19 protein-coding genes and 1 tRNA gene are annotated in these 25,357 nt (G+C 71.3%); 12 read left to right on the forward strand and 8 right to left on the reverse strand.

From position 1 onward, the window contains the following. Positions 1–481: 481 nt before the first annotated feature. Both AB0H54_RS07745 and AB0H54_RS07750 read right to left on the reverse strand, forming a co-directional pair. Positions 482–772 (reverse strand): MGMT family protein, encoded by a 291-nt coding sequence (locus AB0H54_RS07745; RefSeq protein WP_355280747.1) that lies wholly within the window; start codon positions 770–772, stop codon positions 482–484. A gap of 5 nt (positions 773–777) precedes the next feature. Further along, the gene (locus AB0H54_RS07750; protein WP_357343603.1) at positions 778–1,569 is read right to left on the reverse strand and encodes an alpha/beta fold hydrolase; all 792 of its coding nucleotides are present in this window, start codon (positions 1,567–1,569) and stop codon (positions 778–780) included. 115 nt (positions 1,570–1,684) lie between these two features. Between AB0H54_RS07750 and AB0H54_RS07755 the strand changes: the two genes are divergently transcribed. From AB0H54_RS07755 to nudC, 4 genes are all read left to right on the forward strand, one after another. Beyond that, complete coding sequence (locus AB0H54_RS07755; RefSeq protein ID WP_357344255.1) at positions 1,685–5,401, forward strand: ATP-dependent DNA helicase; 3,717 nt, start codon at positions 1,685–1,687, stop codon at positions 5,399–5,401. After that, positions 5,398–9,075, forward strand: coding sequence for a UvrD-helicase domain-containing protein (locus AB0H54_RS07760; protein WP_357343605.1), 3,678 nt, complete (start codon positions 5,398–5,400; stop codon positions 9,073–9,075). The genes AB0H54_RS07755 and AB0H54_RS07760 overlap by 4 nt, the downstream gene beginning before the upstream one ends. 84 nt (positions 9,076–9,159) lie before the next feature. Further along, positions 9,160–10,215 carry a potassium channel family protein gene (locus tag AB0H54_RS07765; protein WP_357343607.1) on the forward strand — a complete coding sequence of 352 codons (1,056 nt, stop codon included), beginning with the start codon at positions 9,160–9,162 and terminating at the stop codon, positions 10,213–10,215. Between the two features lie 33 nt (positions 10,216–10,248). Further along, entirely contained in the window at positions 10,249–11,154 is a 906-nt protein-coding gene (gene nudC, locus AB0H54_RS07770; RefSeq protein ID WP_357343609.1) for an NAD(+) diphosphatase, read from the forward strand. A gap of 2 nt (positions 11,155–11,156) precedes the next feature. On the opposite strand, the gene AB0H54_RS07775 is transcribed toward nudC, so the two are convergent. Continuing rightward, positions 11,157–11,387 carry a mycoredoxin gene (locus AB0H54_RS07775; protein ID WP_189027531.1) on the reverse strand — a complete coding sequence of 77 codons (231 nt, stop codon included), beginning with the start codon at positions 11,385–11,387 and terminating at the stop codon, positions 11,157–11,159. A 106-nt stretch (positions 11,388–11,493) separates the two neighbouring features. On the opposite strand from AB0H54_RS07775, the gene AB0H54_RS07780 reads away from it, so the two are divergent. The 5 genes from AB0H54_RS07780 to AB0H54_RS07800 all read left to right on the forward strand — a co-directional run bounded on the left by AB0H54_RS07780 (position 11,494) and on the right by AB0H54_RS07800 (position 15,459). Further along, positions 11,494–11,934 (forward strand): SRPBCC family protein, encoded by a 441-nt coding sequence (locus AB0H54_RS07780; RefSeq protein WP_357343611.1) that lies wholly within the window; start codon positions 11,494–11,496, stop codon positions 11,932–11,934. Further along, positions 11,931–12,389: a MarR family transcriptional regulator gene (locus AB0H54_RS07785; protein WP_357343613.1), complete on the forward strand. Its 459-nt coding sequence runs from the start codon at positions 11,931–11,933 to the stop codon at positions 12,387–12,389. Before AB0H54_RS07780 ends, AB0H54_RS07785 begins: the two co-directional genes overlap by 4 nt. A gap of 45 nt (positions 12,390–12,434) precedes the next feature. After that, positions 12,435–14,591: an ATP-dependent DNA helicase UvrD2 gene (locus tag AB0H54_RS07790; RefSeq protein WP_357343615.1), complete on the forward strand. Its 2,157-nt coding sequence runs from the start codon at positions 12,435–12,437 to the stop codon at positions 14,589–14,591. A 109-nt stretch (positions 14,592–14,700) separates the two neighbouring features. Then, entirely contained in the window at positions 14,701–15,027 is a 327-nt protein-coding gene (locus AB0H54_RS07795) for a hypothetical protein (RefSeq protein WP_355280761.1), read from the forward strand. Between the two features lie 177 nt (positions 15,028–15,204). Beyond that, entirely contained in the window at positions 15,205–15,459 is a 255-nt protein-coding gene (locus AB0H54_RS07800) for a WhiB family transcriptional regulator (RefSeq protein ID WP_189027533.1), read from the forward strand. 93 nt (positions 15,460–15,552) lie between these two features. Here AB0H54_RS07800 and AB0H54_RS07805 read toward each other — a convergent pair whose 3' ends face one another. The 3 genes from AB0H54_RS07805 to AB0H54_RS07815 all read right to left on the reverse strand — a co-directional run bounded on the left by AB0H54_RS07805 (position 15,553) and on the right by AB0H54_RS07815 (position 19,442). Continuing rightward, positions 15,553–16,905 (reverse strand): AarF/UbiB family protein, encoded by a 1,353-nt coding sequence (locus tag AB0H54_RS07805; protein ID WP_357343617.1) that lies wholly within the window; start codon positions 16,903–16,905, stop codon positions 15,553–15,555. 56 nt (positions 16,906–16,961) lie between these two features. Next, positions 16,962–17,834, reverse strand: coding sequence for a TOMM precursor leader peptide-binding protein (locus AB0H54_RS07810; protein WP_357343619.1), 873 nt, complete (start codon positions 17,832–17,834; stop codon positions 16,962–16,964). Between the two features lie 213 nt (positions 17,835–18,047). Next, on the reverse strand, positions 18,048–19,442 hold the full coding sequence (locus tag AB0H54_RS07815) for a zinc-dependent metalloprotease (RefSeq protein WP_357343621.1): 1,395 nt from the start codon (positions 19,440–19,442) through the stop codon (positions 18,048–18,050). A gap of 127 nt (positions 19,443–19,569) precedes the next feature. On the opposite strand from AB0H54_RS07815, the gene AB0H54_RS07820 reads away from it, so the two are divergent. Next, entirely contained in the window at positions 19,570–20,595 is a 1,026-nt protein-coding gene (locus tag AB0H54_RS07820; RefSeq protein WP_355280768.1) for a PDZ domain-containing protein, read from the forward strand. Here AB0H54_RS07820 and AB0H54_RS07825 read toward each other — a convergent pair whose 3' ends face one another. Further along, a complete protein-coding gene (locus tag AB0H54_RS07825; RefSeq protein WP_355280770.1) occupies positions 20,596–21,174 on the reverse strand; it encodes a PPA1309 family protein in 579 nt (192 codons plus the stop codon). 157 nt (positions 21,175–21,331) lie between these two features. Here AB0H54_RS07825 and AB0H54_RS07830 point away from each other — a divergent pair, with 157 nt between their 5' ends. Next, a complete protein-coding gene (locus AB0H54_RS07830; RefSeq protein WP_355280771.1) occupies positions 21,332–24,316 on the forward strand; it encodes a UPF0182 family protein in 2,985 nt (994 codons plus the stop codon). A gap of 71 nt (positions 24,317–24,387) precedes the next feature. Here the strand turns inward: AB0H54_RS07830 and AB0H54_RS07835 are convergent, their stop codons facing one another. After that, entirely contained in the window at positions 24,388–24,924 is a 537-nt protein-coding gene (locus AB0H54_RS07835; protein ID WP_357343623.1) for a transglycosylase family protein, read from the reverse strand. Positions 24,925–25,277: 353 nt separating this feature from the next. On the opposite strand from AB0H54_RS07835, the gene AB0H54_RS07840 reads away from it, so the two are divergent. Beyond that, positions 25,278–25,351, forward strand: a tRNA-Met gene (locus AB0H54_RS07840). Positions 25,352–25,357 lie beyond the last annotated feature (6 nt).

The raw sequence follows: 25,357 nt of genomic DNA on the forward strand, positions 1-25,357 counted from the left end.
TCGCCGATCGTCGCCCATCACGCCACCGTCGAGACCCGTGGCCCCTTCGGATCCGACTGTCCAGCAGTCGTTTCCGGATGAGCACTGAGCTGCCCGAAGCCTGAGCGGAGCGCTAGAACTCCACGGCTCGCACCCCCGGTCCGACCGTCGATCTCCGCCGTCCATGAGCTCGACCGGGCGGATTGGTGTGCGCGGCGTCCTGGTCGACACCAGTCCGGCATAGCAGGCGAGTGAGGGTCACCCCGACCGCGGGCGGTAGCCGGCGATCGCACGTCGGCGAGCTCAGCCTCGGTCTGGTGCCGATCGAGCACGCTGTCGGGTGCTCGAGGACCGGTGTGTACAGCGTCCTGGTCGATATCGGCGATGGGCTGCGCGACTGCTGGCGGTAGCGGGCCCGCGCTCAAACCTCGGTGAGTTCGCGCCCTCGGTCCGGTGCCGATCGAGCTTGCTGTCGCAAGCCGGGACCGGTGGGTGCGTTGTCTCAGAGCCGGGCGGTGCGCAGGTCGACGCGGCCGTCGGTGATCGGCACCCCTTCTTCGGCGAGCAAGCGCAACTGGCGGGCGGCGAGGTGGGCGGCGGGGCGGCCGGACGCGCCGATCACCCGGTGCCACGGGAGGTCGGCGGAATCGGTGCGCATGATCCAGCCGACGGTCCGCGCCGAGGACAGGCCGGCGCCCTGGGCGATGTCGCCGTAGGTCGACACCCGGCCGGGCGGGATCGCGGCGACCAGCGCGCGGACCCGTTCGACCTGCTCCTCCGTCGTGGCCGCCATCGCCGCTACAGCGCCGCGGCGATCAGGGCGGCTGCCTCGGCGGGGCGGGCCTGGGCGACCATGTGGTCGCAGTCCCACACCTCGACGGTGAGCCGGTCGCCGAGGTGGGCGGACAGCGCGGTCAGGAACTCGGCGGTGACGTACGGCGGCTGCACCTTGGCCGCCCGGACCAGCACGGTCGGCAGGTCGGCGGGCGGCAGCACGAACGGGCGCGCCAGCTGACCCCAGTACGAGGTGATCGCCGGCTGGAAGATCCGCCAGCCCACCCGGCCGCCCTCGGTGGGCACCAGGTGCTCGGCCAGTTCGCGTTCGAGCAGCGCCGGGTCGACCTCGTCGGGGCTCCACGCGCTGTGCTGCTTGTCGGACCTGGCCTCGGCGAGGTCGGTGTAGTCGGGGGAGGCCAGGTTGGCGAGGGCGACCTGTTCGATCAGCTTCGGGTCGATGCCGATCGCGGGGTCGAGCAGGATCAGCGACCGCACCAGCTCGGGGTGCCGCCGGGCCAGATGGATGCCGGACGCGCCACCGAAGGAGTGGCCGACGACGACCACCGGCCCGTCGGTCTCGGCGCGGACCAGCGCGGCCAGATCGTCGACGATCGTCTCGAAGTCCCACGGCGGGAGCGAGGTCGATCGGCCGTGTCCGCGCAGGTCGGGGGCGATGACCCGGGCCTGGGGCAGATGCTCGGTGGCCAGGGTTTCCCAGCGGTTGCCGTGGCCGGTGAGGCCGTGCAGGGCGAGGACGACGGGGCCGTCGGCGGGACCGAAACGGTGCACATGAAGCGGGGACACGACAGTCATTCTGGCCGGTCGCGCACGGTCGCGCAGCGTGTCCCCCCGGCGGGGGAGTGCTGGCGTGTCGTACTGGTCTGTTGCAATAGCCGACGTGGTGCGATCGGATAGCTCGGTGCGACTCGTGCGCCGGACGACGCGGGCGCCCCGGCCGCGAGCCTGGGGCGCCGCTGTTCGCGCGCTGTTCGCCGAGCAGGCCCAGCCCGCGCCACCGCGGCCGGGCTGGCGGCCGTGGCAGGTTCTCGGCGGGCCGGGCACCGGCAAGACCGCGCTGCTGGTCGACCTGGTGACGGCGCGGATCACCGACGGCGCCGACCCCTCGTCGGTGCTGGTCCTCACCCACACCAAGCAGGCCGCCGCCGCGCTGCGCGACGCGATCACCGTCCAACTCGGGCCGCACGCGGGCGGCATCCCCGGCGCCAGCCGGGAACCGATGGTGCGCACCCTGCACTCCTACGCGTTCTCGGTCCTGCGCCGCCACGCCGACCTGCACGGCAACCCGCCGCCGCGGCTGCTCACCGGCGCCGAGCAGGACGCCGTGCTGCGCGAGATGCTGCGCGGCGACCTCGCCGACATCGAGGCGGGCGCGCGCGGCCTGTGGCCGCCCCGGCTGCACCCCGCCCTGGCACTGGGTGGCTTCGCCGAGCAACTGCGCGACCTCATGCTGCGGGCCACCGAGCGCGGGCTCGGCCCCGAGGACCTGATGGCCCTGGGCCGCGAGCACGACAACGACGCCTGGGTGGCGGCGGGCCGGTTCTTCCAGCGCTACGAAGAGGCGTCGATGCTGCGCTGGTCGGTCGGCGTCGCGGCGCCGGAGGCGACCGCGCCCGCGCTCGACGCCGCCGAGCTGGTCGGCGCCGCCCTCGACGCGCTGGCCGGTGACCGGAATCTGCTCGCCGCCGAACGCGATCGGATCCGCTATCTGCTCGTCGACGACGCCCAGCACCTCGACCCGCAGGCCGCGACCCTGGTGCGCGCCATCGGCAGCGGCAGCGCGAGCACGGTCGTCACCGGCGACCCGGACCAGGCCGTGTTCACCTTCCGCGGCGCGGACTCCCGGTTCCTCGTCGACCTCGACACGGTGCCGCAGCGGCGAATCATCCTGCGGCACAACCACCGCAGCGGCGAACCCATCCGCCTGGCCACCGCGCGGATCGCGGCGCGACTACCCGGTAGTGCGCGGCATCGCGTGCTGCCCGGACAGCACGCCGATCCGCCGATGTCCGCCGATCACCCGTCCCGGCCATCGACGTCCGGCGACGCGGGGCCGGATCGGTCCGGCCACTCCGGCGGTGGGTCGACGGCGGCCGAGGCGCCGGGTCGGGCCGACGAGATGCGCGACCACGAGGTCGAGTCGAGCGTGCGCGTCCGGGTGCTGTCGACCGCGGCCAAGGAGGCGGCGCTCATCGCCGATCACCTGCGGCGGGCGCACCTGACCGACGGGATCCCGTGGTCGTCGATGGCGGTGATCGTACGCTCGGTCCCGCTGTCGCTGGCGCCGCTGCGGCGGGCGCTGCTGGCCGCGGGTGTGCCGGTGCGCAGGCCCGCCGTGGCCGAACCGCTCGCCCGCAGGCGCGGTGCGGCGTGGCTGGTGCTGGCGCTGCGAGTGCTGCTGGCGGGCGACTCGTCGCGCCCGGGGTCGCGGCGCGCGATCGATGCCATGTTCTCGCCCGAGGACGCCATGGACCTGCTGTCGGGCCCCCTCGGCGGCGCCGACCAGATCGCCCTGCGACGACTGCGCCGTGGCGTCCGCCGCACGGTCCTCGACCTGGAACGCACCGGCGCGCTGGCCGCCGCCGACCCGTACGCCGACGCGGGCCAGTTCCTGCTGTGGGACGAGACACCGCCGCCCCCACCGGAATTGCCCGATCCGGAGCCGGATCCGATCGACGGCGAATGGCTGCCGCCGGAGCCCGACCCGGAGGACCCGCTGCGCCCGGAACCCGAACCGGACTGGGACATCGCCGAACGCCTGCCCGACGACATCGACCTGCTCGACGCCGAAACCCCGCCCGCCGCACCGCCGGTCGCCGTCGGACCGCCCCGGCCGGAACCTGAACCACCGGCGGTGCCGCTGATCGACCAGTCCTCGGCGGAGGTCCTGCGCGACCTGATCGTCGGCATCGGCGAGGAACGGCTGCTCGACGGGCTCACCGAAGTGGAGGCGGCGCCGCTGCAGCGAGTGCTGCGCGCGCTCCGCAAGGCGCGCGAGACCCAGGCCAGGGGCCAGGGTGTCGAGGACGTGCTGTGGACCCTGTGGACCAGTTCCCGGCTGGAACGCCGCTGGTTCCGGCAGTCCCGGCGCGGCGGCGCGGCGGGCATGCAGGCCGATCGCGACCTCGACGCCGCCGTCGAATTGTTCGACGCCGCGGCGGGATACGTCGACCGGTTGCCCAAGGCGAGCATCGACGGTTTCGTCGAATACCTGCTGCACCAGCAGATTCCGCAGCAGGGCAGGCCGCTGACCGCCGAGGGCGAGGCGGTGTCGCTGCTCAGCGCGCACGCGGCGGCGGGCCGGGAATGGGACGTGGTGGCGGTGGCCGCGGTGCAGGAGGGCATCTGGCCCAACCCGCGCGCCAGGGGCACCCTGCTGCACACCGAGGACCTCGTCGACTTGGTCGCCGGCGTCGATCTCGGCGCGACGACGAGCCGGGCCGCGCCGATCCTGGCCGAGGAACGCAGGCTGCTGCTCGTCGCGTGCAGCAGGGCCAGACGGTCGCTGCTGGTCACCGCCGTCGAATCCGCGGCGGGCGACCAGGATCTGGTGCCGTCGCGCTTCCTCACCGAACTGCTCGGCGACGACGACACCGGCGAACCCGGCGCGCTGCCGGTCGCCGATCCCGGTCGCGCGCTGGTGATGCACGCCCTGGTCGCCGAATTGCGCGGCGTGGTCTGCGATCCCACCACCGCGCCCGACCGGCGGGACCGGGCCGCCCACCAGCTGGCCCGGCTCGCCGACGCGGGCGTCCCCGGCACCGACCCGGGCGACTGGTACGGCACCGCCGAGCTCAGCTCGGACCGGGAACTGTGGGACGACGACGATTCCCCCATCGGCCTGTCCCCGTCGACGGTCGAGCTGCTGCGCACCTGCCCGCTGCGCTGGGCGCTGGAGCGCCACGGCGGCACCGACGGCGACAATCCGCATGCGGTCAAGGGCAATCTCGTGCACACGCTGGTGCAGGCGCTGGCCGGTGACGTGCCGGAGGCGCAGGTCCGCGCGGCGCTGGACCAGGCGTGGCGGACGGTCGACCCCGCCACCGGCTGGCATTCCCGGCAGGAACTGCGCCGCACCGAGGCGATGCTGGAGACCTTCCTGTCCTGGGTCAGGACCACCCGCGGCGAACTCACCCAGGCGGGCGTCGAGGTGCCGGTGGACTGCGTGCTGCCCGCGCGGGCGGACGACGAACGCGCCGTGCGGATCCGCGGCCGCATCGACCGCCTGGAGCGGGACGCGCAGGGGCGCTTCGTGATCGTCGATGTGAAGACCGGCAAGACGCCGGTCAGCGCGAAATCCGTGGCCGACCACGCCCAGCTGGCGACCTACCAGGTGGCCGCCGCGCACGGCGCGCTCGACGAGGCGGAATCCGCGACGCCCGCCGACCCCGGTGGCGCCCGGCTGGTCTATGTCGCGAAGCCGCACACCAAGACCGGTGCCACCGAACGCGCCCAGACCGCCCTGGACGCCGAGGGTCTCGACACCTGGCGCGAGACCATCCACGACGCGGCGGCCGCCACGCGCGGGCCCGGTTACCTGGCCGTGCGCAACGACGGGTGCAGGCACTGTCCGGTCGCGGGCAGCTGCCCGGTGCAGGACACCGGACGGCAGGTGACCGACGAGTGAGCGGCGTGCGCGTCACCCCGCAGCGGTTGGCCGACGCGCTCGGGCTGCCGCCACCGACCGCCGAGCAGGCGGCGGTCATCGCCGCGCCGCCGGGGCCGACCCTGGTGGTGGCGGGCGCGGGTGCGGGCAAGACCGAGACGATGGCCGCGCGGGTGGTGTGGATGGTGGCCAACCAGCTGGTCGCCCCGGACGAGGTGCTCGGCCTGACCTTCACCCGCAAGGCCGCCCAGCAGCTGACCTCCCGCATCCGCACCCGGCTGGCCCGGCTGGCGGGCGCGCCGCTGGTCCGCGAGATCGACCCGACCGGGGCGCTGCGCACCCTGATCTCCGGCGCCGAACCGGAGATCAGCACCTACCACTCGTACGCGGGCAGGCTGCTCACCGCGCACGGCCTGCTGCTACCGGTCGAGCCGTCGGCGGCGCTGCTCACCCAGACCCAGCTGTGGCAGCTCGCGCACGAGGTGGTGCGGTCCTGGGACGGCGACCTCGACACCGATCGCACGCCGGTCTCGGTGACCGAGGCGGTGCTGGCACTGGCCGGGCAGCTCGCCGAGCACCTGGTGGAGCCGGAGCAGCTCGCCGAGGCGCACGCCGAGCTGGAGAAACTGGTGTACACCTTGCCCGCCGGTCCGCGTCAGCGCGGCGGGCCGAGCAAGACGCTGACCGCCGTCGTCGACGCGCAACGGGAGCGCGTCGCACTGCTGCCGCTGGTCCGGCAGCTCGCCGAGGCGCTGAACCGCCGTGGCGCCCTCGATTTCGGCTCGCAGATGTCGCTGGCCGCGCAGCTGGCCGTCGACCATCCGGAGGTGGCCGCCGCCGAACGCGCCCGGTTCAGGCTGGTCCTGCTCGACGAGTACCAGGACACCGGGCACGCGCAGCGGGTGCTGCTGTCGGCGCTGTTCGGTGATGCCGACGCGGTCCGCCAGGATCGGCCGCGGCCGGTGCGGGTCCGGGGTGGCGCGCCGGCAGCACCGGCACAGGAACCGGAGATGCTGTGGGATCCGGACCATCTCGGTCGCGCAGGCGACGACCCCGGCGACCCTGCGGGTCACCTGCTCGGAGCCGACAGCGATGTCGGTCGGGGTGCGGCGGATCGCGCGAATGCCGGTGCAGCTGGCCGTCGACAGGACAGCGATCCCGGCAGGCGCGCCGATCGTGGTGCTGACAGCGGGTCGGGCGACGTTCGGGAGACGGGCGAAACCGGCTCGGGTGGAAGAGCTCTGGCCGTGACCGCGGTCGGTGACCCGATGCAGTCGATCTACGGCTGGCGCGGCGCCTCGGCCGCCAACCTCCCGCGCTTCGCGACCGACTTCCCCGCGGCGCCCGGTGTGCCCGCGCCGATCCTGCCGCTGCTGACCAGCTGGCGGAACCCGCCGGAAGCCCTCGCCCTGGCGAACCTGGTCGCCGATCCGCTGCGGCTGCGGGCCAAGGCCGCAGGCGGCGCGACCGTCGACGCGCTGCGGGCCAAGCCCGAGGCACAGCCGGGGACAGTGGAGCTGGCCCTCACCGAAACCGTGGCGCAGGAACGGGACTGGATCGCCGAGCGGATCGCCGGGGAATGGTCGGCGGCCAGGGCGGCCGACCAGCCGCCCCCCACCTCGGCGGTGCTGATCCGGCGCAACGCCGACGCGGCGCCGCTCGCCGAGGCCCTGCGTGAGCAGGGACTGCCGGTCGAGATCGTCGGCCTCGGTGGGCTGCTCGCGACGCCGGAGGTCGCCGACATCGTCGCCACCCTGCGGCTGATCGCCGAGCCGGGCACCGGCAGCGCCGCCGTCCGTGTGCTCACCGGCGCGCGCTGGCGGCTCGGCGTCGCCGATCTCGCCGCCCTGGCCCGGCGCGCGCGAATGCTGTCGATCGGCAGCCTGTCCGGCGACGCGTCCGCCGCCATCACCGACGCGGCCGGACTGGCGAGCGCGTTGCGCGAGGTCGCGCCGGAGCCCACCGAGCAGGCGGGCCTGGCCGACGCCATCGCCGATCCCGGTGCGCCCGACCAGTATTCGGAGGCCGGATTCACCCGCATCCGCGCGCTCGGCGAGGAGCTGACCGCGCTGCGCGAGCGCAGCGGACAGCCACTGGTCGAGCTGGTCGCCGATGTCGAACGCACCATCGGTGTCGGCGTGGAGACCCAGGCCAGGCGGGCCATCGCCGGCGGCGGCGCAGGCCGCGAGCACCTCGACGCCTTCGCCGAGGTGGTGGCCGGGTATGCGGCCGACACGCGCGCCTCACTGAGCGGTCTGCTGGCGTTCTTCACCGCGGCCGAATCCGTCGAGAACGGTCTGGAACCGGGCGAAGTGGAGGTCGCGCGCGATCGCGTGCAGGTGCTCACCGTGCACGCGGCCAAGGGCCTGGAGTGGGAGGTCGTCGCGGTGCCGCACGTGAGCGCGTCGGTGTTCCCGTCGACGACCGCGCTGAGCACCTGGCTCGGCGCGCTCACCGAACTGCCCACCACCCTGCGCGGCGACCGCGCCCAGCCCGACGCGTCCGAGGGCGTGCCGGTCCTGGACCTGAGCCGGATCGGCGACCGCGCCGAACTCGAACGCGCGATCGTCGACCACAAGGACGCGCTCAAGAGCCGCCGCCTCGACGAGGAACGCCGCCTGTTCTACGTGGCCCTCACCAGAACCGAACGGGTGCTGCTGGTTTCGGCCTACTACTGGCCCGAGACCGGCACCGCGCAGAAGGGCCCGTCGGAGTTCCTGCTCGAACTGAAACAGGCGAACGAGGACCAGGACAGCGCGGCCTTCGGCGTCGCGACCATCGCCCGCTGGGACGAGCAGCCGCCGCCCGACGCCGTCAACCCGTTCGCCGACAACCCGCCCACCGCCCCGTGGCCGCGCGACCCGCTCGGCGGCCGCCGCGACCCGATCGAACAGGGCGCGGCCCTGGTGCGCACCGCGTTGGAGCGATTGCGCTCCCGCCCGGCCGATCCCGAGCCGACCGACGACGAGGACGATCCGGAGGGCTGGGCCACCGACGTCGACGCCCTGCTCGCCGAATTCACCGCGGCCGAACTCGCCGACCAGCAGGTGGAACTGCCCGGCCAGCTGCCCGCCACCGCGCTGGTGGAACTGCGCGCCGATCCGACCCGGCTGGCCGCCCGGTTGCGCCGTCCCCTGCCGTACCCACCGAACCCGATGGCCCGGCGCGGCACCGCCTTCCACGCCTGGGTGCAGTCCTGGTTCGGCACCGAACAGCTGCTCGGCCTCGACGAACTGCCCGGCGCCGCCGACAGCGGCACCGAGCAGGGCAGGGCCGATCGTGAACTCGCCGCCATGCAGGCCGCGTTCCGCCGCTCCCCGTGGGCGCATCGCAACCCGATCGACGTCGAGGTGCCGTTCGAGACCAGCATCGCGGGCACCGTCATCCGCGGCCGGATGGACGCCGTCTTCGCCGAACCCGGTGACCGCTGGGTGGTGGTCGACTGGAAGACCGGCGCCGAGCCCGGCCCCGCCGACGAAGCCGCCGTGGCGGTGCAGCTTGCTGTCTACCGGCTCGCCTGGGCGCGGCTGATGGCCGCGCGCACCGGCGCCGACGAGGCCGCGATGCTCGAACGGGTCGGCGCGGCATTCCATTACGTCCGGTCGGGACGCACCATCGCGCCCACCGACCTGGCCGGTCCGCGCGAACTGGAACAGCTCCTGCGCGACGCGGCTCCGGTCCCGGATGTCGAATGAGCCCGAGACGCGCGCACGCAGTAGGCTCCCGGTTTGTGCCGGAGCCGGTGGACTCGGTGCCGGGCCGAGCGAAAGGAGGGGGCGATGCCAGGGGACACACGTGGCCCGGTCGGGCTCAGCAGCAGCCCGGACTACGCGCTGGTCGGTCTCTTGCGGATCCCCGCGGTGCAGACCAGTCCGTGGGTTTCGCTCACCCGCCGCGTCCTGTTCGCGATCTTCCTGCTGTTCGCCGCGGCGACCGTGGTGTACATCGGCCGTGACGGCTACCGCGACAACTCCGGCGACGAGCTGTCGTTCCTGGACGCGATGTACTACGCGACCGTCTCGCTGTCGACCACCGGTTACGGCGACATCGCGCCGATCACTCCCTCGGCGCGGCTGATCAACACGATCGTCATCACGCCACTGCGCGTCCTGTTCCTGATCGTGCTGGTCGGCACCACCCTCAGCGTGCTCACCGAACGGTCGCGGCAGGCGTTCAAGATTCAGCGATGGAGGCACACCGTGCGCAATCACACCGTCGTCGTCGGCTACGGCACCAAGGGGCGCACCGCGATCGACGCCATGCTGGCCGACGGCGCACAGCAGGCCGACATCGTCGTCGTCGACACCGACGCGGTCGCGCTGGAAGCGGCGGCGAGCGCGGGCCTGGTCACCGTGCACGGTTCGGCGACCAAGTCCGATGTGCTGCGGCTGACCGGCGTGCAGCGGGCCGCCTCGGTCATCGTCGCCACCAACCGGGACGACACCGCCACCCTGGTGACGCTCACCGCCCGCGAACTGAACAAGACCGCCAAGATCGTGGTCGCCATCCGCGAAGCGGAGAACACCCACCTGGTGCGTCAGTCCGGCGCCGACTCGGTCGTGGTGTCCTCGGAGACCGCGGGCCGCCTGCTCGGCATCGCGACCACCACGCCCACCGTCGTGGAGATCATGGAGGATCTGCTCACGCCCGAGCAGGGCTTCGCCGTCGCCGAACGCGAGGTCGAACCGGGTGAGATCGGTGGCTCGCCGCGGCATCTGAGCGACATCGTGCTCGGCGTGGTGCGCGACGGGAACCTGATCCGGGTGGGCGAACCCGAGGTCGACGCGCTCGAGGCCGCCGACAAGCTGCTCTACATCCGGCACACCGGCAAGTGATCCGGGACTCGTCGACCGGCTAGGCTCGGTCGTGTGTCGTTCCGGTTGAAAGACGTTCCGCTGCTGTCGCGTTCCACGATCGATCGAGCCGAGCACGTCCGGCTCGATCCCGACGCCCTGCGCGAGGGCTGGGGCAAGGCCAAGGTCCTGCGGGTCGACGCGCGCGGCCGGGTGCGGGTGGAGAACGCGGGCGTCGTGCTGGACGCGGCCGTCACGATCGCCGCGGAGCCGGGGGCGGGCGCGGTGTTCCTCGGCGTCGCCGAGGACAGTCACCTGTGGGCCGTGCGCGAGCCCGAGCTCGACGGGACGCTGAAGGATCTGCGCGCGCTCGGCGCCGTCGACGACTTCACCGCCGACCTGCTGGCCACCGCCTACGCGCTGCTCAACTGGCACGACCGGGCCGGGTTCCACGGCAGCGACGGCACCTCGACCACCTCGTCGCGAGGGGGCTGGTCGCGGCTGACCGCCACCGGCGAGGAGGAGTTCCCCCGGATCGACCCCGCCATCATCTGCCTGGTGCACGACGGCGCCGACCGGGTGCTGCTGGCCCGGCAGCACAGCTGGCCCGAGACCATGTTCTCGCTGCTGGCCGGTTTCGTGGAGGCGGGCGAGTCGCTCGAGCACTGTGTCGAGCGGGAGATCCGCGAGGAAGTGGGCGTCGACGTGCGCGAGGTCACCTACCTCGGCAGTCAGCCGTGGCCGTTCCCGCGCTCGCTGATGGTCGGCTTCGCCGCCGTCGGCGATCCGGAGCAGGAGCTGGTGTTCTCCGACGGCGAGATCGCCGAGGCGCACTGGTTCACCCGCGACGAGGTCCGCGCGGCGTTGCGCGCGGGCGACTGGGCGGCGGCCCGTGAGCAGGGCGCGCGGCTACTGGTACCCGGGTCCATCTCGATCGCTCGCACGATCATCGAATCCTGGGCCGAGCAGCCGGCGCGCTGAACTCAGGCCAGCGCGGCCAGAGCCTGCTTGACCTGCGACAGCGACGGGTTGGTCGCCGTCGAGCCGTCGCGGAACTTGATGGTCGGCACGACGTGGTTGCCGTTGTTCACGCTGCCGACGAATTCGGCCGAAGCGGGGTCGTCCTCGATGTCGATCACGGTGTAGGTGATGCCCGCCTCGTCGAGCTGGGTCTTGAGGCGACGGCAGTAGCCGCACCAGGTGGTCGAGTACATCGTCAGATCAGTGGTTGCTTCAGTCACGGGATGTGCAACGTCGGAGGTGGGCGTGGTGTTCCGGGCCCGCTTTGCGCGGAAAGTAGTAAGCGCGCATACTTTGTTCATGATTCTCGCCGAGGCTTCCGCCGAGACCGTTGCCGCGCCCGCCACGCTGTTCGCCATCTGGGGCGAGATGGAGAGCTGGCCCGAATGGAACGCCGACACCGCCTGGGTCCGCCTGGACGGCCCGTTCGAGCAGGGTGCGACGGGCAAGCTCAAGCCCAAGGGCGGCCCGGCGGTGCGGTTCGAGGTCGCCAAGCTCACCGCGACCGAGTTCGACGACGTCTCGCGCCTGCTCGGGGCGAGGCTGACCTTCGCGCACACCGTCACCCCGGTCGCCGACGGCCGGGTGTCGGTCGGCGTGCGGGTGGAGCTGACCGGGCCGTTGCGGCCGCTGTGGAACCTGATCCTCGGCGCCGACATCGCGAAGTCGGTCCGGCCCGACCTGGCCGCGCTGATCGCGCGCGCCGAGGCCAGGGACGCCGCGACCGCGGGCCGCGCGTGAGCGAGGGCCTGCGCACCGAATTCGGCGACGCGCAGGACAGCCCCGGCCTGCTGCTGTGGCAGGTGACCAACCGCTGGCAGGCGGCGCAGCGAGCCGCGCTGGCGCCGTTCGACCTCACCCATGTGCAGTTCGTGCTGCTCGCCTCGCTGACCTACCTCGGGCACCGCGGCGCGGAACCGGTGATGCAGCGTGAGCTGGCCGAACACGCCGCCACCGACCCGATGATGACCTCGCAGGTGCTGCGCGCGCTGGAACAGAAGGGTCTGATCGAGCGGCGCGCGCACCCGCGCGACCGCAGGGCAAGGGCCCTGGTGGCCACCGCCGACGGCGTCGCGCTGGCGAACCGGGCCGTCGTGGCCGTCGAGGCGTGCGACCGGACCTTCTTCGGGCCGCTGGGCGCCGGCGTCGGTGGCTTCGCCCGCGCGCTGCGCTCGCTGCGCGACGGCGCGCCGTAAGCCCAGGTCGGCGGCCGTCGGGCCCGGTTGTCGGCGGGCGCTGTCATGATGGTGCCCGTGCCAGCACTCGATCTCACCGCCCTCGACCCGGAACAGGCCGCCGCGGTGCGGGCGCCACGGGGTCCGGTGTGCGTGCTAGCCGGTGCGGGCACCGGCAAGACCAGGACGATCACCCACCGCATCGCGCACCTGATCGCGGGTGGGCACGTCAAGGCCGACCAGGTGCTGGCGGTGACCTTCACCGCCAGGGCGGCGGGGGAGATGCGCAATCGGCTGCGCTCGATGGGGCTCGGTGGCGAGGCGGGGCAGGTCCAGGCCCGCACCTTCCACGCCGCGGCGCTGCGGCAGCTGCGGTACTTCTGGCCGCAGGTCGTCGGTGACGTGCCCTGGCGACTGCTCGACAGCAAGTTCCCGGTGGTGTCGCAGGCCGCGCACCGGGCGGGCCTGGGCACCTCGACCGAACTGATCCGCGACCTGCTCAGCGAGATCGAATGGGCCAAGGCGTCGCTGATCGCGCCGGAGGACTATCCCGCCGCCGCGGCCAGGCACCACCGGGACGCGCCGGTCGAGGTGACCAGGGTGGCCCAGGTCTACGCGGGCTACGAATCGATGAAGACCTCCGCCGACGGCCTGCTGCTCGACTTCGACGACCTGCTGCTGCACACCGCCGCCGCGCTCGAGGACTATCCGGCCGTCGCCGACGAATTCCGTGGCCGCTACCGCAGTTTCGTGGTCGACGAATACCAGGACGTCACCCCGCTGCAGCAGCGGGTGCTCGACGCCTGGCTCGGCGAACGCGACGACCTCACCGTCGTCGGCGACGCCAACCAGACCATCTACTCCTTCACCGGCGCCACCCCGAACTACCTGCTCGACTTCTCCCGCCGCTTCCCCGACGCCACCGTCATCCGGCTCGAACGCGACTACCGCTCCACCCCGCAGGTGGTGTCGCTGGCCAACCGGGTGATCGGCGCCGCGCGCGGCCGGATCGCCGGGACCAGGCTCGCGCTGATCGGCCAGCGGCCCGACGGGCCCGAACCCGAGTTCGCCGAATACCCCGACGTGCCCGCCGAAGCGGCGGCCGTGGCGGGCCGGATCAAGAAGCTGATCGCCGCGGGCACCCCCGCCGCCGAGATCGCCGTGCTGTACCGGATCAACGCCCAGTCCGAACCGTTCGAGCAGGCACTCAACGCCCGCGACATCCCCTTCCAGGTGCGCGGCGGCGAGGGCTTCTTCCAGCGGCAGGAGGTGCGCCAGGCGGTGCAGGCGCTGCGCCAGGCCGACGCGCGCGACGACCTGCCCGACGAATCGCGCAGCGGCGCCGAGCTGATCACGCTGGTGCGCGCCGTGCTGGCCCCGGTGGGGCTCACCGCCGAGGAACCGGCGGGCGCCCAGGCCAAGGAACGCTGGTCCTCGCTGCTGGCGCTCGTGCAGCTCACCGAGGAACTGGTCGGCCACGACGAGGAGATCGACCTCACCGGGCTGCTGCGCGAGCTCGCGACCAGGGCCGAGGCCAAGCATCCGCCGACCGTCGACGGCGTCACCCTGGCCTCGCTGCACGCGGCCAAGGGCCTGGAGTGGGACGCGGTGTTCCTGGTCGGCGTCGCCGACGGCACGCTGCCGATCCAGCACGTCCTCGGCGACGACGGCAGCCCGTCCGATCAGGCGGCGCTGGAAGAGGAGCGCAGGCTGCTCTACGTCGGTGTCACCCGGGCGCGCGAACATCTCGCCGTGTCCTGGGCGCTGGCGCGCACCGAGGGCGGCAGGCGGGTGCGCAGGCGCTCCCGGTTCCTCAACGGCCTGGTCCCCGACGACTCGCCCGCCTCCCGGATCGCCGCCACCGCGACCGGTCCGAAGGACGCCGACGGCAAGCGCCCGCTGTGCCGGGTCTGCGCGAAACCGCTGATCGGCACCTACGCCACCATGCTCGGCCGGTGCCGCCGCTGCCCGGCCGAACTCGACCCGCAGCTGCTGGACGCGCTGAAGGAGTGGCGGGCGGAGAAGGCCGAGGTCCTGCGGGTGCGTGACTTCGTCGTCTTCACCGACACGACGCTCACCGCGATCGCGGAGCAGCTGCCCGCCGATGACGCGGCGCTGGGCGCGATCGCGGGCATCGGCCCGAAGAAGATCGAGCAGTACGGCGCGGACGTGCTCGCCATCGTGGCGTCCCGAATGCGGGCCACGACACAAAACCGCAGGTAGAAAATAGGTTGTTCGGTTCTCGATCATTGCCTATGGTGGAGAACACGCACCGAGAGTGATCTCGGCGCGGGTTTCTATCAGCACACGAGTTCAGGAGGGAGGCAGTCAGATGAACAGCAACACCACGTTCGACGCGATGGGCAATCGCGTCCTGGTGAACGCGTCCATGGTGTCCGCCTCCCGGGGGGTCCTCGCTCTGCAGGGGACCGGTCTGTCCGGCGTCGATACCAAAGCTGTGCCGATGGCTCTCGTCCATCTGCACACCCCGATTCGTCTCCAGGACAAGCCCAGCGTGGGTTGGCAGCCGACGGCCATCGAGGCCCCGGCAGCCCCGGCCGTCGATTTCGGTTACGCACCCGAATTCGCCGGCGCAATCCGCCTCCGTGTCCACCCAGCGACCGTGATCAGGTCTCGGCAGAGATGTCGAACTAGGTAGGGAAACTCCTCCCAGACCTCCTGGCCACGGATCGCGAGAAGCGAAATCCGTGGCCATTTTCTTTCGGCTCCTCAGCCGTCGGCACCGGGTTCGCACACCGAACGAACAACCGCTGCAAACGAGCTGAAGGAGAACGACGTGTTCACCGCCCAGGAATGGCCGACGGCCACTGCTGACGTGACATGCCGAACCGTGGCGTCCCTGCCCTGCCGGGCCGGAAACCCTGATCTGTGGTTCGCCGAGAGCCCGAACGACCTCGAGCAGGCCAAGCAACTGTGCGCGTCCTGCCCGATCCGCAAGGGCTGCCTGACCGCGGCCATCGACCGCGCCGAGCCGTGGGGTGTCTGGGGTGGCGAGATCTTCGACCAGGGTGTCGTGATCGCCCGCAAGCGCCCGCGTGGCCGTCCCCGCAAGGTCGCGATCCCGGCATGAACCCCGGAAAAGGCCTGTACCGCAAACGAACCGCTCACCGAGTCCTGGTGAGCGGTTCGTTTGTCTCTGCGGTTGTTCGCGGGCGGGCCGGGGCTAGGAGGCGCGTTCGGCGCGGAAACCGGGGACCCAGGTGCGGACCAGGTTCATGAAACCGAGTTCCGCGTCGAGCTGGGCCAGGATGCCGACCGAGCCGCCGAGCACCCGGAAGATCGTCAGGTACTCGGCCGGAAGCTGGAGGGCGCGTGCGGTTTTCATCTCGGGGCTGGTGAACTCCGAGGCTTTGCCCGCGACTCGCTGCATCCAGGAGCGGGTGAAGTGGAAGGTGTCGGTGCGGATCGGGTCGCTGAACGGGCGCAGGTACGCCTCGATCTCCTCGTGGGTGACCGTGCGGCCCGGGATCACCCAGCCGTGCTCATACAGCAGTTCGGTGAGCTCGGCGTGGTCCTCCGCGACGGCCAGGGCCAGCATCCGGCCCAGGACCACGGGGAACCCGTCCGGCATCGGCGCGCAGGCGCCGAAATCGAGCACGGCCAGCCTGCCGTCGGTGAGCACGAGGAAATTGCCCGGGTGCGGGTCGCCGTGCAGCAGGCCGACCCGCTCCGGGGAGGAGAAGTGGAAGGTGCCCATCAGTTCGGCGATCCGGTTGCGCTGCGCCCGTGTGCCTTCCGGGTCGGCCGCGCCCGCGGCGATGAGCGCCGAGACCGGGGTGCCGTCGAGCCATTCGGTGACGATCACCTTCGGGGCACCCGCGACCACCCGCGGCACCACGATCTGGGCGTGGCCGTCGAAGGCGGCGGCGAAGCGGCGCTGGTTGGCGGCCTCGATGCGATAGTCGAGCTCTTCCTCGGTGCGCTCGGTGATCTCGGCGAGCAGCGGCTTCACATCGGCGCCGGGGATCACCGAGGACAGCAGACCGGTCATCCGCGACAGGGTCTTGAGATCGGCGCGCAGCGCCTCGTCGGCGCCGGGGTACTGCACCTTCACCGCGACCGCGCGTCCGTCCGACCACACCGCCCGGTGCACCTGGCCGATGCTGGCCGAGGCGGCCGGGGTGTCGTCGAAGGACTGGAAGCGCTCGCGCCATTTGGTGCCGAGTTGCTGGTCCAGCACCCGGTGCACCGTCTCGGCGGGCATCGGCGGCGCGGCGGCCTGCAGCTTGGTGAGTGCCTCGCGATAGTGCTCGCCGAACTCCTCCGGGACCGCGGCCTCCATCACGCTCAGCGCCTGGCCGAACTTCATCGCGCCGCCCTTGAGCTCGCCGAGCACGGTGAACAGCTGTTCGGCGGCCTTCTGGTTCAGCGTGGCGTTGATCTGCTGCTTGTCACCCCCGACCAGCTTCTTGCCGAAACCGACGGCGGCTCGTCCGGCAATACCGAGCGGAATCTTGGCCAACTTGGCATTGCGGCTGGAACTGCGGCGCACGATCTCGGACACGCTACCCATCATGGCCGAACTTGCCGCTGGTGTGCCATAAGAATGCTCACACCGTGCGGTGTGAGTCCTCACCGGCCCGCGTCCGATTCCGGGGTGGCCAGGGTGCGGCAGCCGCAGTCGGGATGCGGTGGCCAGGGGCGTCGGTGCACCTCGTGGGTGTCGAGGTTCAGCTCCATCGTGGCGTCGAGGGTGCCCGGGTCCTGGCGGGGTGAACAGGCGACGATGGTCTCCAGTTCGCCCAGCGCGAGCGCGGTGGTGGCGGCGATCCCGGCCGGTGAGGCGTGCCCGGTGCGGCCGAGCAGCTGGGCGGCCAGGTGCGGCCAGTCGGCGTCGAACCCGGTGCGGGTGAGATCGGCGCAGCGCAGGCAACTGGTCCGGCCCGGCAGGACCAGCGGGCCGACCACGCCGATGCCGTCGCGGATCCGGACCTGCAGGTGCGGTACCCGGCGCAGCACCAGGTCGATCGACAGGCGGGGGTCGACCATCAGCGCGTCGGTGAGGACCACCAGGTTGCACCCCGCCCCGACCGCGGTGCCGGGCCGGTACTCCCGGGATCGGGTCGGCCGGATGCCCATGCGCCGCACACCGATCGTCACCGCGTCCGACAGCGGCCCGAGCCCGTGGACGGCGACACCGCGCACCGTGCCCTGTTTGCGCTCCGGTTGCAGCAGCAGCCCGGCCTCGTCGATCGCGCTGACCAGGGCGACGGTGCGCGCGGGCGCGATACCGAATTCGCCCGCTCGCCAGACGATCTGGGGCAGCGACTGCAAGCCGTCGAGCAGGCGAAGGAAGGCCAGGACGGTGCCGGTGTCGAGTTCGGTGGTCTCGAGCAGCAGCGCTCGTTCCGGGTCCCACCCCAGCTGCACGGTCCCGGAGGGCCGAACCAGGGTGATCACCCGCGGGTGCAACATCGGTCCGCGCAGTGGCGTCGTGGTCGTCATGGCGCAAGTATCGGCTCGCGCCGACGACCGACCGGGTGTGGAAAGCCTGGTTATCCACAGGTTTTCGGCGTGTCGCGATCGTGGAATCAGCCTGTGGACAACTCGCGTCCCGCAGGTCGCGACGGGGTTTCCTGGGGCGCGACACTCCGGAAAGCGTGTCGCGCCACCACGATTCGCAGATTTTTCGCGGTCGTGGTGGCGCGGTGGCTCAGGTCAGGACTGATCGGCGTCGGGATCGGTCTTGCCGCGCTCGGCCTCGTCGCGTTCGCGGGCCTCGGTCTCGGCCAGCTGGGCCAGCGGATCGTCGAAAGCGCCGGTGCCACCGCCGAGTACGGAGTCGATGAACCCGGCGGGGGAGTCGAGGTCGCTGGAGTCGGGGAGCAGGTCGGGGTGCGCCCACACGCCGTCGCGGCGTTCCATGCCCGCGTCGGTGGTGAGGCGCCGCCACAGCGCCGCGGCCTCGCGGACCTTGCGCGGGCGCAGTTCCAGGCCGACCAGGGTGGCGAAGGTCTGCTCGGCGGGCCCGCCGGTGGCGCGGCGGCGGCGCAGCGTCTCCGAGAGCGCGCCCGCGCCGGGCAGCCGCTCGCCGACGGCGTCGGTGACCACCACGTCGACCCAGCCCTCGATCAGCGCGAGCAGGGTTTCCAGGCGCTCGAGCGCCTGCTTCTGCTCCGGGGTGGTCTGCGGCTCGAAGGTGCCCTGCGACAGCAGTTCCTCGAGCTTGGACGGGTCGCTCAGCGACATCGGGTCGATGTTCTGCGCGGCTTCCTCCAGCGCGGAGAAGTCCATCTTGATGCCGCGCGCGTAGTCCTCGACCGCGCCGAGCACCTGCTGGCGCAGCCACGGCACGTGCGCGAACAGCCGCTGGTGGGCGGCCTCCCTGGCCGCCAGGAAGACCATGATCTCGCTCTCGGGCTGCTCGAGCCCCTCGCTGAACGCCGAGATCGCGGTCGGCAGCAGCGCGGCGGTACCGGCCGGGCCGAGCGGCAGGCCGATGTCGGTGGAGGTCAGCACCTCCTTGGCCAGCTGACCGAGCGCCTGACCGAGCTGGGAGCCGAACGCCAGCCCGCCCATCTGCCCGAGCATGCCGACCATCGGCCCGGCGAACTGCTTGGCTTCCTCGGGCAGCTGGGCGGTCCACATGCCCGAGATCTGCTCGGCCACCGGATCGCACAGGCGCTTCCAGGTGGGCAGGGTCTCTTCGATCCAGTCGTTGGCCGTCCAGGCGACGGTCCTGGTCGCGCCGGCGGGCAGCGTGGTGGCGCCGTCGAGCCACAGCTCGGCCAGGTGCGCCGCGTCGCTCACCGCGGAGGTCGTCTTCGCCGTGATCGGCGCGACGGTGGCGCCGAGCTGCTGGCGGGCCAGCCGCTTGGCCACGTCGTAGTTGACCGGTCCGGCCTGCGCGCCGCCGGGGCCCGCCTGGCCCATGCCGCTGATCATCTGCCCGAGCTGGGTCAGCATCTGCCCCAGCTGCGACGGGTCGAAACCGCCCGCGCCCGCAGCTCCGAACCCGAACGGATCGTTTCCGCCGGGGCCGTTCGCCTCGTCGCGCCGCTTGCCGGACTCGTCGTCGTCGCGGTTCGAGAAGCCGAAGGGGAGATCGCTCATACCTCATACGTTACGCGGACACCAGGGGGCCACGGTGTTCGCGCATCGCGAAATCGATCCGGCCGCACACCCGGTAAAAGCGTGCCACTGCCGTCGGTGGCGGCCGGTGATCACTACTGTGGTCGGAGTGAATCGTCGGATCCTCACCCTGATCGTGGCCCTGGTACCCGTGCTCGTGCTCGGTGTGGTCGGCAGCGTGGTCACCGTGCCGTTCGTCGCGCTCGGGCCGGGGCCGACCTTCGACACCCTCGGCGAGGTCGACGGCAAGCAGGTGGTGGACGTCACGGGCGCACCCCTGGATCCGACGAGCGGGCACCTCAACATGACGACGGTCTCGGTCCGCGACGGGCTGAACCTGTTCGAGGCGTTCGGCTTCTGGGTCAGCGGCGAGCACGGCCTGGTCCCGCGCGCCGAGGTCTACCCGCCCGGTGTGTCGCGCGAGGAGGTCGACAAGTCCAACCAGCAGGACTTCAAGGACTCCGAGAGCAACGCCGAGGTCGCCGCGCTGCACTACCTGAAGCTGCCGACGGTCGTGCTGGTGCGCGGACTCGGCGAGAACGGCCCGGCCAAGGACGTGCTGCAGGTCGGCGACGAGCTGATCAGCATCGACGGCACGCCGATCACCACGCCCAAGGACGTCATCGACCTGGTCTCCACCAAGGGGCCGGGCACCACCATCACCGTCGTTTACCGCCGTGGCGACGCGCAGCAGAGCACGCCGATCACCCTCGCGCCGCGCCCCGACGACTCGACCAAGGGCTACCTCGGCATCACGCCCGGTGAGGGCGGTCGTCCGCCGCTGCAGGTCGAGTTCAACCTCGCCGATATCGGTGGGCCGTCGGCCGGCCTGATGTTCAGCCTGGCCCTGATCGACAAGCTCTCGCCCGGTGAACTCAACGGCGGCCGGTTCGTCGCCGGGACCGGCACCATCGACCAGGAGGGCAAGGTCGGTCCGATCGGCGGCATCCAGTACAAGATGATCGCCGCTCGCGAAGCGGGCGCCGAGACCTTCCTGGTCCCGGCCGACAACTGCAACGAGGCCAGGCAGCGGGCGCCGGAGGGGCTGCGCCTGGTGCGGGTCGACACGCTCGACAGCGCGGTGACCTCGCTGGCCGACATCGACGCAGGCCGCGAGGCCGTCAGCTGCGGCTGATCACTCCAGCGTGTGGTGCAGGGCCTCGACCAGGCCAGGCGCCAGATTCGGGTACGTGCGCAGGTCGAGATCGCCGAAGCCGTCGTCGTCCTCGGGGCGGATCTGCAGCAGGCACAGCGACGTGCCCTGGCGCAGCACACCGGCGATGAGCCGGGCGTCGCGGCGACCGGGGTGGGCGTGCGCCGCGGCACGCCCGGCCGCGTCCGCGGCGTCGTCGTCGGCGAGCAGCGGGACGAGCGCTTCGTCGAGATCGCTCTCGGCGTCCGGCGGGAGCACCACGATCTCCTGGACGAGCACGCAGCCCTCGACGGCGGGCGGCCAGGTGGTGGTCGCGAGGAATTCGTCGAGCGCCATCGACCCGCCGGTGATGTCGTCGGGGAAGGCTTCCTGCGCGATGGGGGTGAGCTCGCTGCCGTCGTCGAGCTGATCCTCGAGATCGGGTTCGGCCGCGACCAGGTCGGCGGTCGGCACCAGGGCGAACATCTGCGGCGGGTTACCCCAGCCCTCGGCGTCGGCGAACTCGACGACCTCGCGCACACAGCGGGCGAGGACGACTTCGGCGTGCTGGTCATCGGTCACCCGCCCATCCAATCATTTTCGGCCCAGACGCTTGCACGGTGTCCGATTTCCGTAGAGTGGGCGCCAACGGTCCGGCAACGGACCATCCGCAACATCGGACTGCGGTGCTGCGCCGATCACCGGCGTGGTAGCCGCCGGACCCTTGGAGAGTGGCACCGTGGGCATGCGGCCCCCCACCGGTTTACCTTCGTTGTCCCGACGCAGCCGGGTGCTGCTGGTGACAGCAGTCGTCCTCGCGGCGCTGCTGCTGCTCGGGCCACGGCTCACCGACGCCTACACCAACTGGCTGTGGTTCGGTGAGGTCGGCTACCGCAGCGTGTACCTCGGTGTGCTGCGCACGCGGTTGATCCTGTTCGTCGTGGTCGCGGTGTTCGTCGGCCTCGTGGTGTGGGCCGCGCTGCTGCTGGCCTACCGGTCGCGGCCGGTGTTCGTGCCGGTCGCCGGGCCCAACGATCCGATCGCGCGCTACCGCACCACCGTGATGGGCAGGCTGCGGCTGTTCGGCGTCGGCATCCCGGTGCTGCTCGGTCTGCTGTCGGGCCTGGTCGCGCAGTCGAATTGGGCGACTGTGCAGCTGTTCCTGCACGGCGGTGAGTTCGGCCAGCAGGACCCGCAGTTCCATCTCGACATCGGCTTCTACACCTTCGATCTGCCGTTCTACCGGATGGTGCTGAACTGGCTGTTCGTCGCCGTGGTGATCGCCTTCTTCGCGAACCTGGTGACCCACTACGTGTTCGGCGGGCTGCGGCTGGCCGGGCGTGAGGGCACGCTGACCAGGGCCGCGCGCGTGCAGCTCGCCGTCATCGCCGGAATCTTCGTGCTGCTCAAGGCGGTCGCGTACTGGTTCGACCGCTACGACCTGCTGTCGAGCACCCGCAAGGAGCCGACCTTCGGCGGCCCGTCGTACACCGACATCAACGCGGTGCTGCCCGCCAAGCTGATCCTGCTCTCGATCGCGGTGATCTGCGCGATCGCGTTCTTCGCCGGCATCGTGCTGCGTGATCTGCGGGTGCCCGCGATGGCGGCCGCCCTGCTGGTGCTCTCCTCGATCCTGGTCGGCGCCGTGTGGCCGATGGTGGTCGAGCAGTTCTCGGTGCGCCCGAACGCCGCCGACAAGGAGAGCCCCTATATCGAGCGCAACATCCTGGCGACGCGCCAGGCGTACGGCATCACCGACGACAAGGTCGAGTATCAGGACTATCAGGGCGAGAGCAAGAAGAGCCCGCTCGAGGTGCCCGCGGACGCGGCGACCATCGGCAACGCCCGGCTGCTCGACCCGAACATCCTCTCGCCCACCTTCACCCAGCTGCAGCAGCGGAAGAACTTCTACGGCTTCCCCGAGTCGCTCGACATCGACCGCTACACCCTCGGCGGCGACACCCAGGACTACATCGTCGCCGCGCGCGAGCTGCATCCGGAAGCGCTCTCGGGCAACCAGAAGGACTGGATCAACCAGCACACCGTCTACACCCACGGCAACGGCTTCGTCGCCGCGCCCGCCAACCGGGTGAACAAGCCGCAGTCCGACGCGCCGAGCGTGGTCGGCGGCAGCGACTCCGGCTATCCGCTGTTCATGGTGAGCGACCTGTTCACCAAGGTGGACGACCAGCAGATCAAGGTCGACCAGCCGCGCATCTACTACGGCGAGCTGATCGCCCAGTCCGATCCCGACTACGCCATCGTCGGCGCCGCCGACGGTCAGGCGCCGCGTGAGTACGACTCCGACCAGGCCTCCTACACCTATGAGGGCAGCGGCGGCGTGCCGATCGGCAACTGGTTCAACCGCCTGGCCTTCGCGGCCAAGTACGCCGAGCGCAACATCCTGTTCTCCTCGGCGATCAGCGACGACTCCAAGATCCTGTTCAACCGCGGTCCGCGCGAGCGGGTGCAGAAGGTCGCGCCGTGGCTGACCACCGACGGCAACGCCTACCCGGCGGTCATCGACAAGCGCATCGTCTGGATCGTCGACGCGTACACCACGCTGGACAAGTACCCCTACGCCCAGCCGACCTCGCTCGACGGCGCGGTCGAGGACAGCATCGACAAGAAGACCGGGCGCGTCATCCCGCGCAAGGAGGTCAGCTACATCCGCAACTCGGTGAAGGCCACCGTCGACGCCTACGACGGCACCGTCACCCTGTACGAGACCGACACCACCGACCCGGTCCTCAAGGCTTGGCGCGGGGTGTTCCCGAACGCGGTGAAGCCGCAGAGCGACATCACGCCGGAGCTGCAGGCGCACTTCCGCTACCCGGAGGACCTGTTCAAGGTCCAGCGCGACATGCTCACCAAGTACCACGTGGACAACCCGCGCGAGTTCTTCACCAACAACGCGTTCTGGTCGGTCCCCAGCGATCCCACGATCGAGGGCGGCACCTTCAACCAGCCGCCGTACTACGTGCTGCTGGGTGATCCGAAGACGAACAAGCCGGTGTTCAACCTGACCTCGGCGATGGTCGGCTACAACCGGCAGTTCCTGTCGGCCTACATCTCGGTGCGCTCCGACCCCGACGGGTACGGCAAGTTCACCGTGTTGCAGCTGCCGGTGGAGACGCAGACCCAGGGTCCGCAGCAGACCCAGAACTCGATGACCACCGCCGACGCGGTGTCGCGGGAGAAGACCCTGCTGTCGAACTCCAACAAGATCCGCTACGGCAATCTGCTCACGCTGCCGGTGGCCGACGGCGGCATCCTCTACGTGGAGCCGTTCTACAACGAACGCAACACCGGGTCGTCGACGTTCCCGCAGCTGCTGCGCGTGCTGGTGAGCTACCGCGACGCGGCGGGCAGCGTGAAGGTCGGCTACGCGGCGACGCTGGCCGAGGCGCTGAACCAGGTCATGCCGGGTGCCGGCGCACTGGCGACGCCGTTCGGTGGCGATCCGGCGGTCAAGCCGAAGCCGGGCGTCACGCCGCCGGTCGACCAGGGCACCACCACCCCGCCGAACGGGAGCACGACCCCGCCCGCCGGGACAACCACCCCGCCGGGGTCGACCGCCCAGGAGGCCGCGGCCGCCGAGCTCAGCCGCAAGATCGAGGCGGTGCGCACGGCGATGCGGACGGGCAACTTCACCGATTTCGGTAGGGCGCTCGAGGAACTGGACGCCGCGGTGAAGGCGTACCAGGACGCCGGCGGCCGGTAGCCGACCGCACGACAGCACAAGAAAGGCCCCGCCGGACGGCGGGGCCTTTCTCGTGCAGGGGGAACGGTGGATCAGCCGCCGATCGAGGCGATCAGCGGGGCGCTGGCGTTGAGCAGGTCCTGGTACTGACCCGCGACGCCGTACTGGTCGGCCAGGGCCTGACCCGCGGCCTTGGCCTGGTCGACGGCGGACTGGACCTCGGTCTTGGTCTGCGCCGGCAGCTCGACGGCGGGCTCCTCCACCACGGCGGGCTCGGGCTCGGAGGTGCCGGCCTGCAGGTAGCGGCCGCAGTGCGGCCACGCGCCGACACCCTGGCTGGCGAGCACGTTCTCCGCGACGCGGATCTGCTCTTCCTTGCTGGCGTTGTGCGCCGACCCCTGGCCACCGTTGGCGGCCCAGGTGCTCTGCGAGAACTGCAGGCCACCGTAGTAGCCGTTACCGGTGTTGATACCCCAGTTGCCACCGCTCTCGCACTGCGCGACACCGTCCCAGTTGTGGGTCGCGGCGGAGGCGGTGCCGGTGGCCAGGCTGAACGGAACGGCAACCAGGGCGCCGGTGATGGCGGCGACGCCAAGGGCACGGGTGCGGAATTTCCGGGTCTCAGTCATGGGGGAGACGCTAACCAAGAAATCCATGACGATCACATCTTGATAACGAGGCAATTGTATGAATGAAATAGTCGTCTTACCAATGTTTACGCTGCATAGCGCCGGGGAATGCCTAGATCCCGGTCGGTCTGTTATTGGTCCGTTATGTGCGTGAGATCACGTCGAAATAGTGACCCCCGTCACGAGAATTCGGCCCGCCGCGCCGGGTGGCGAGTGGGTATGACGCCGGTCACATCTCCGGGTTCCGCGTCGCTCCGGCCGCTGCCGAAGATCGCGGGCAACTCCCCGAAAACCAGCGCTGACCTGACGATTTGGCATCCGAGCTAACCCGTGTGTAATGTTGTATTCACCGACGCGGGGTGGAGCAGCTCGGTAGCTCGCTGGGCTCATAACCCAGAGGTCGCAGGTTCAAATCCTGTCCCCGCTACAAAGA

The sequence above is a fragment of the Nocardia sp. NPDC050718 genome (assembly GCF_040654235.1).
GTDB lineage: Bacteria > Actinomycetota > Actinomycetes > Mycobacteriales > Mycobacteriaceae > Nocardia.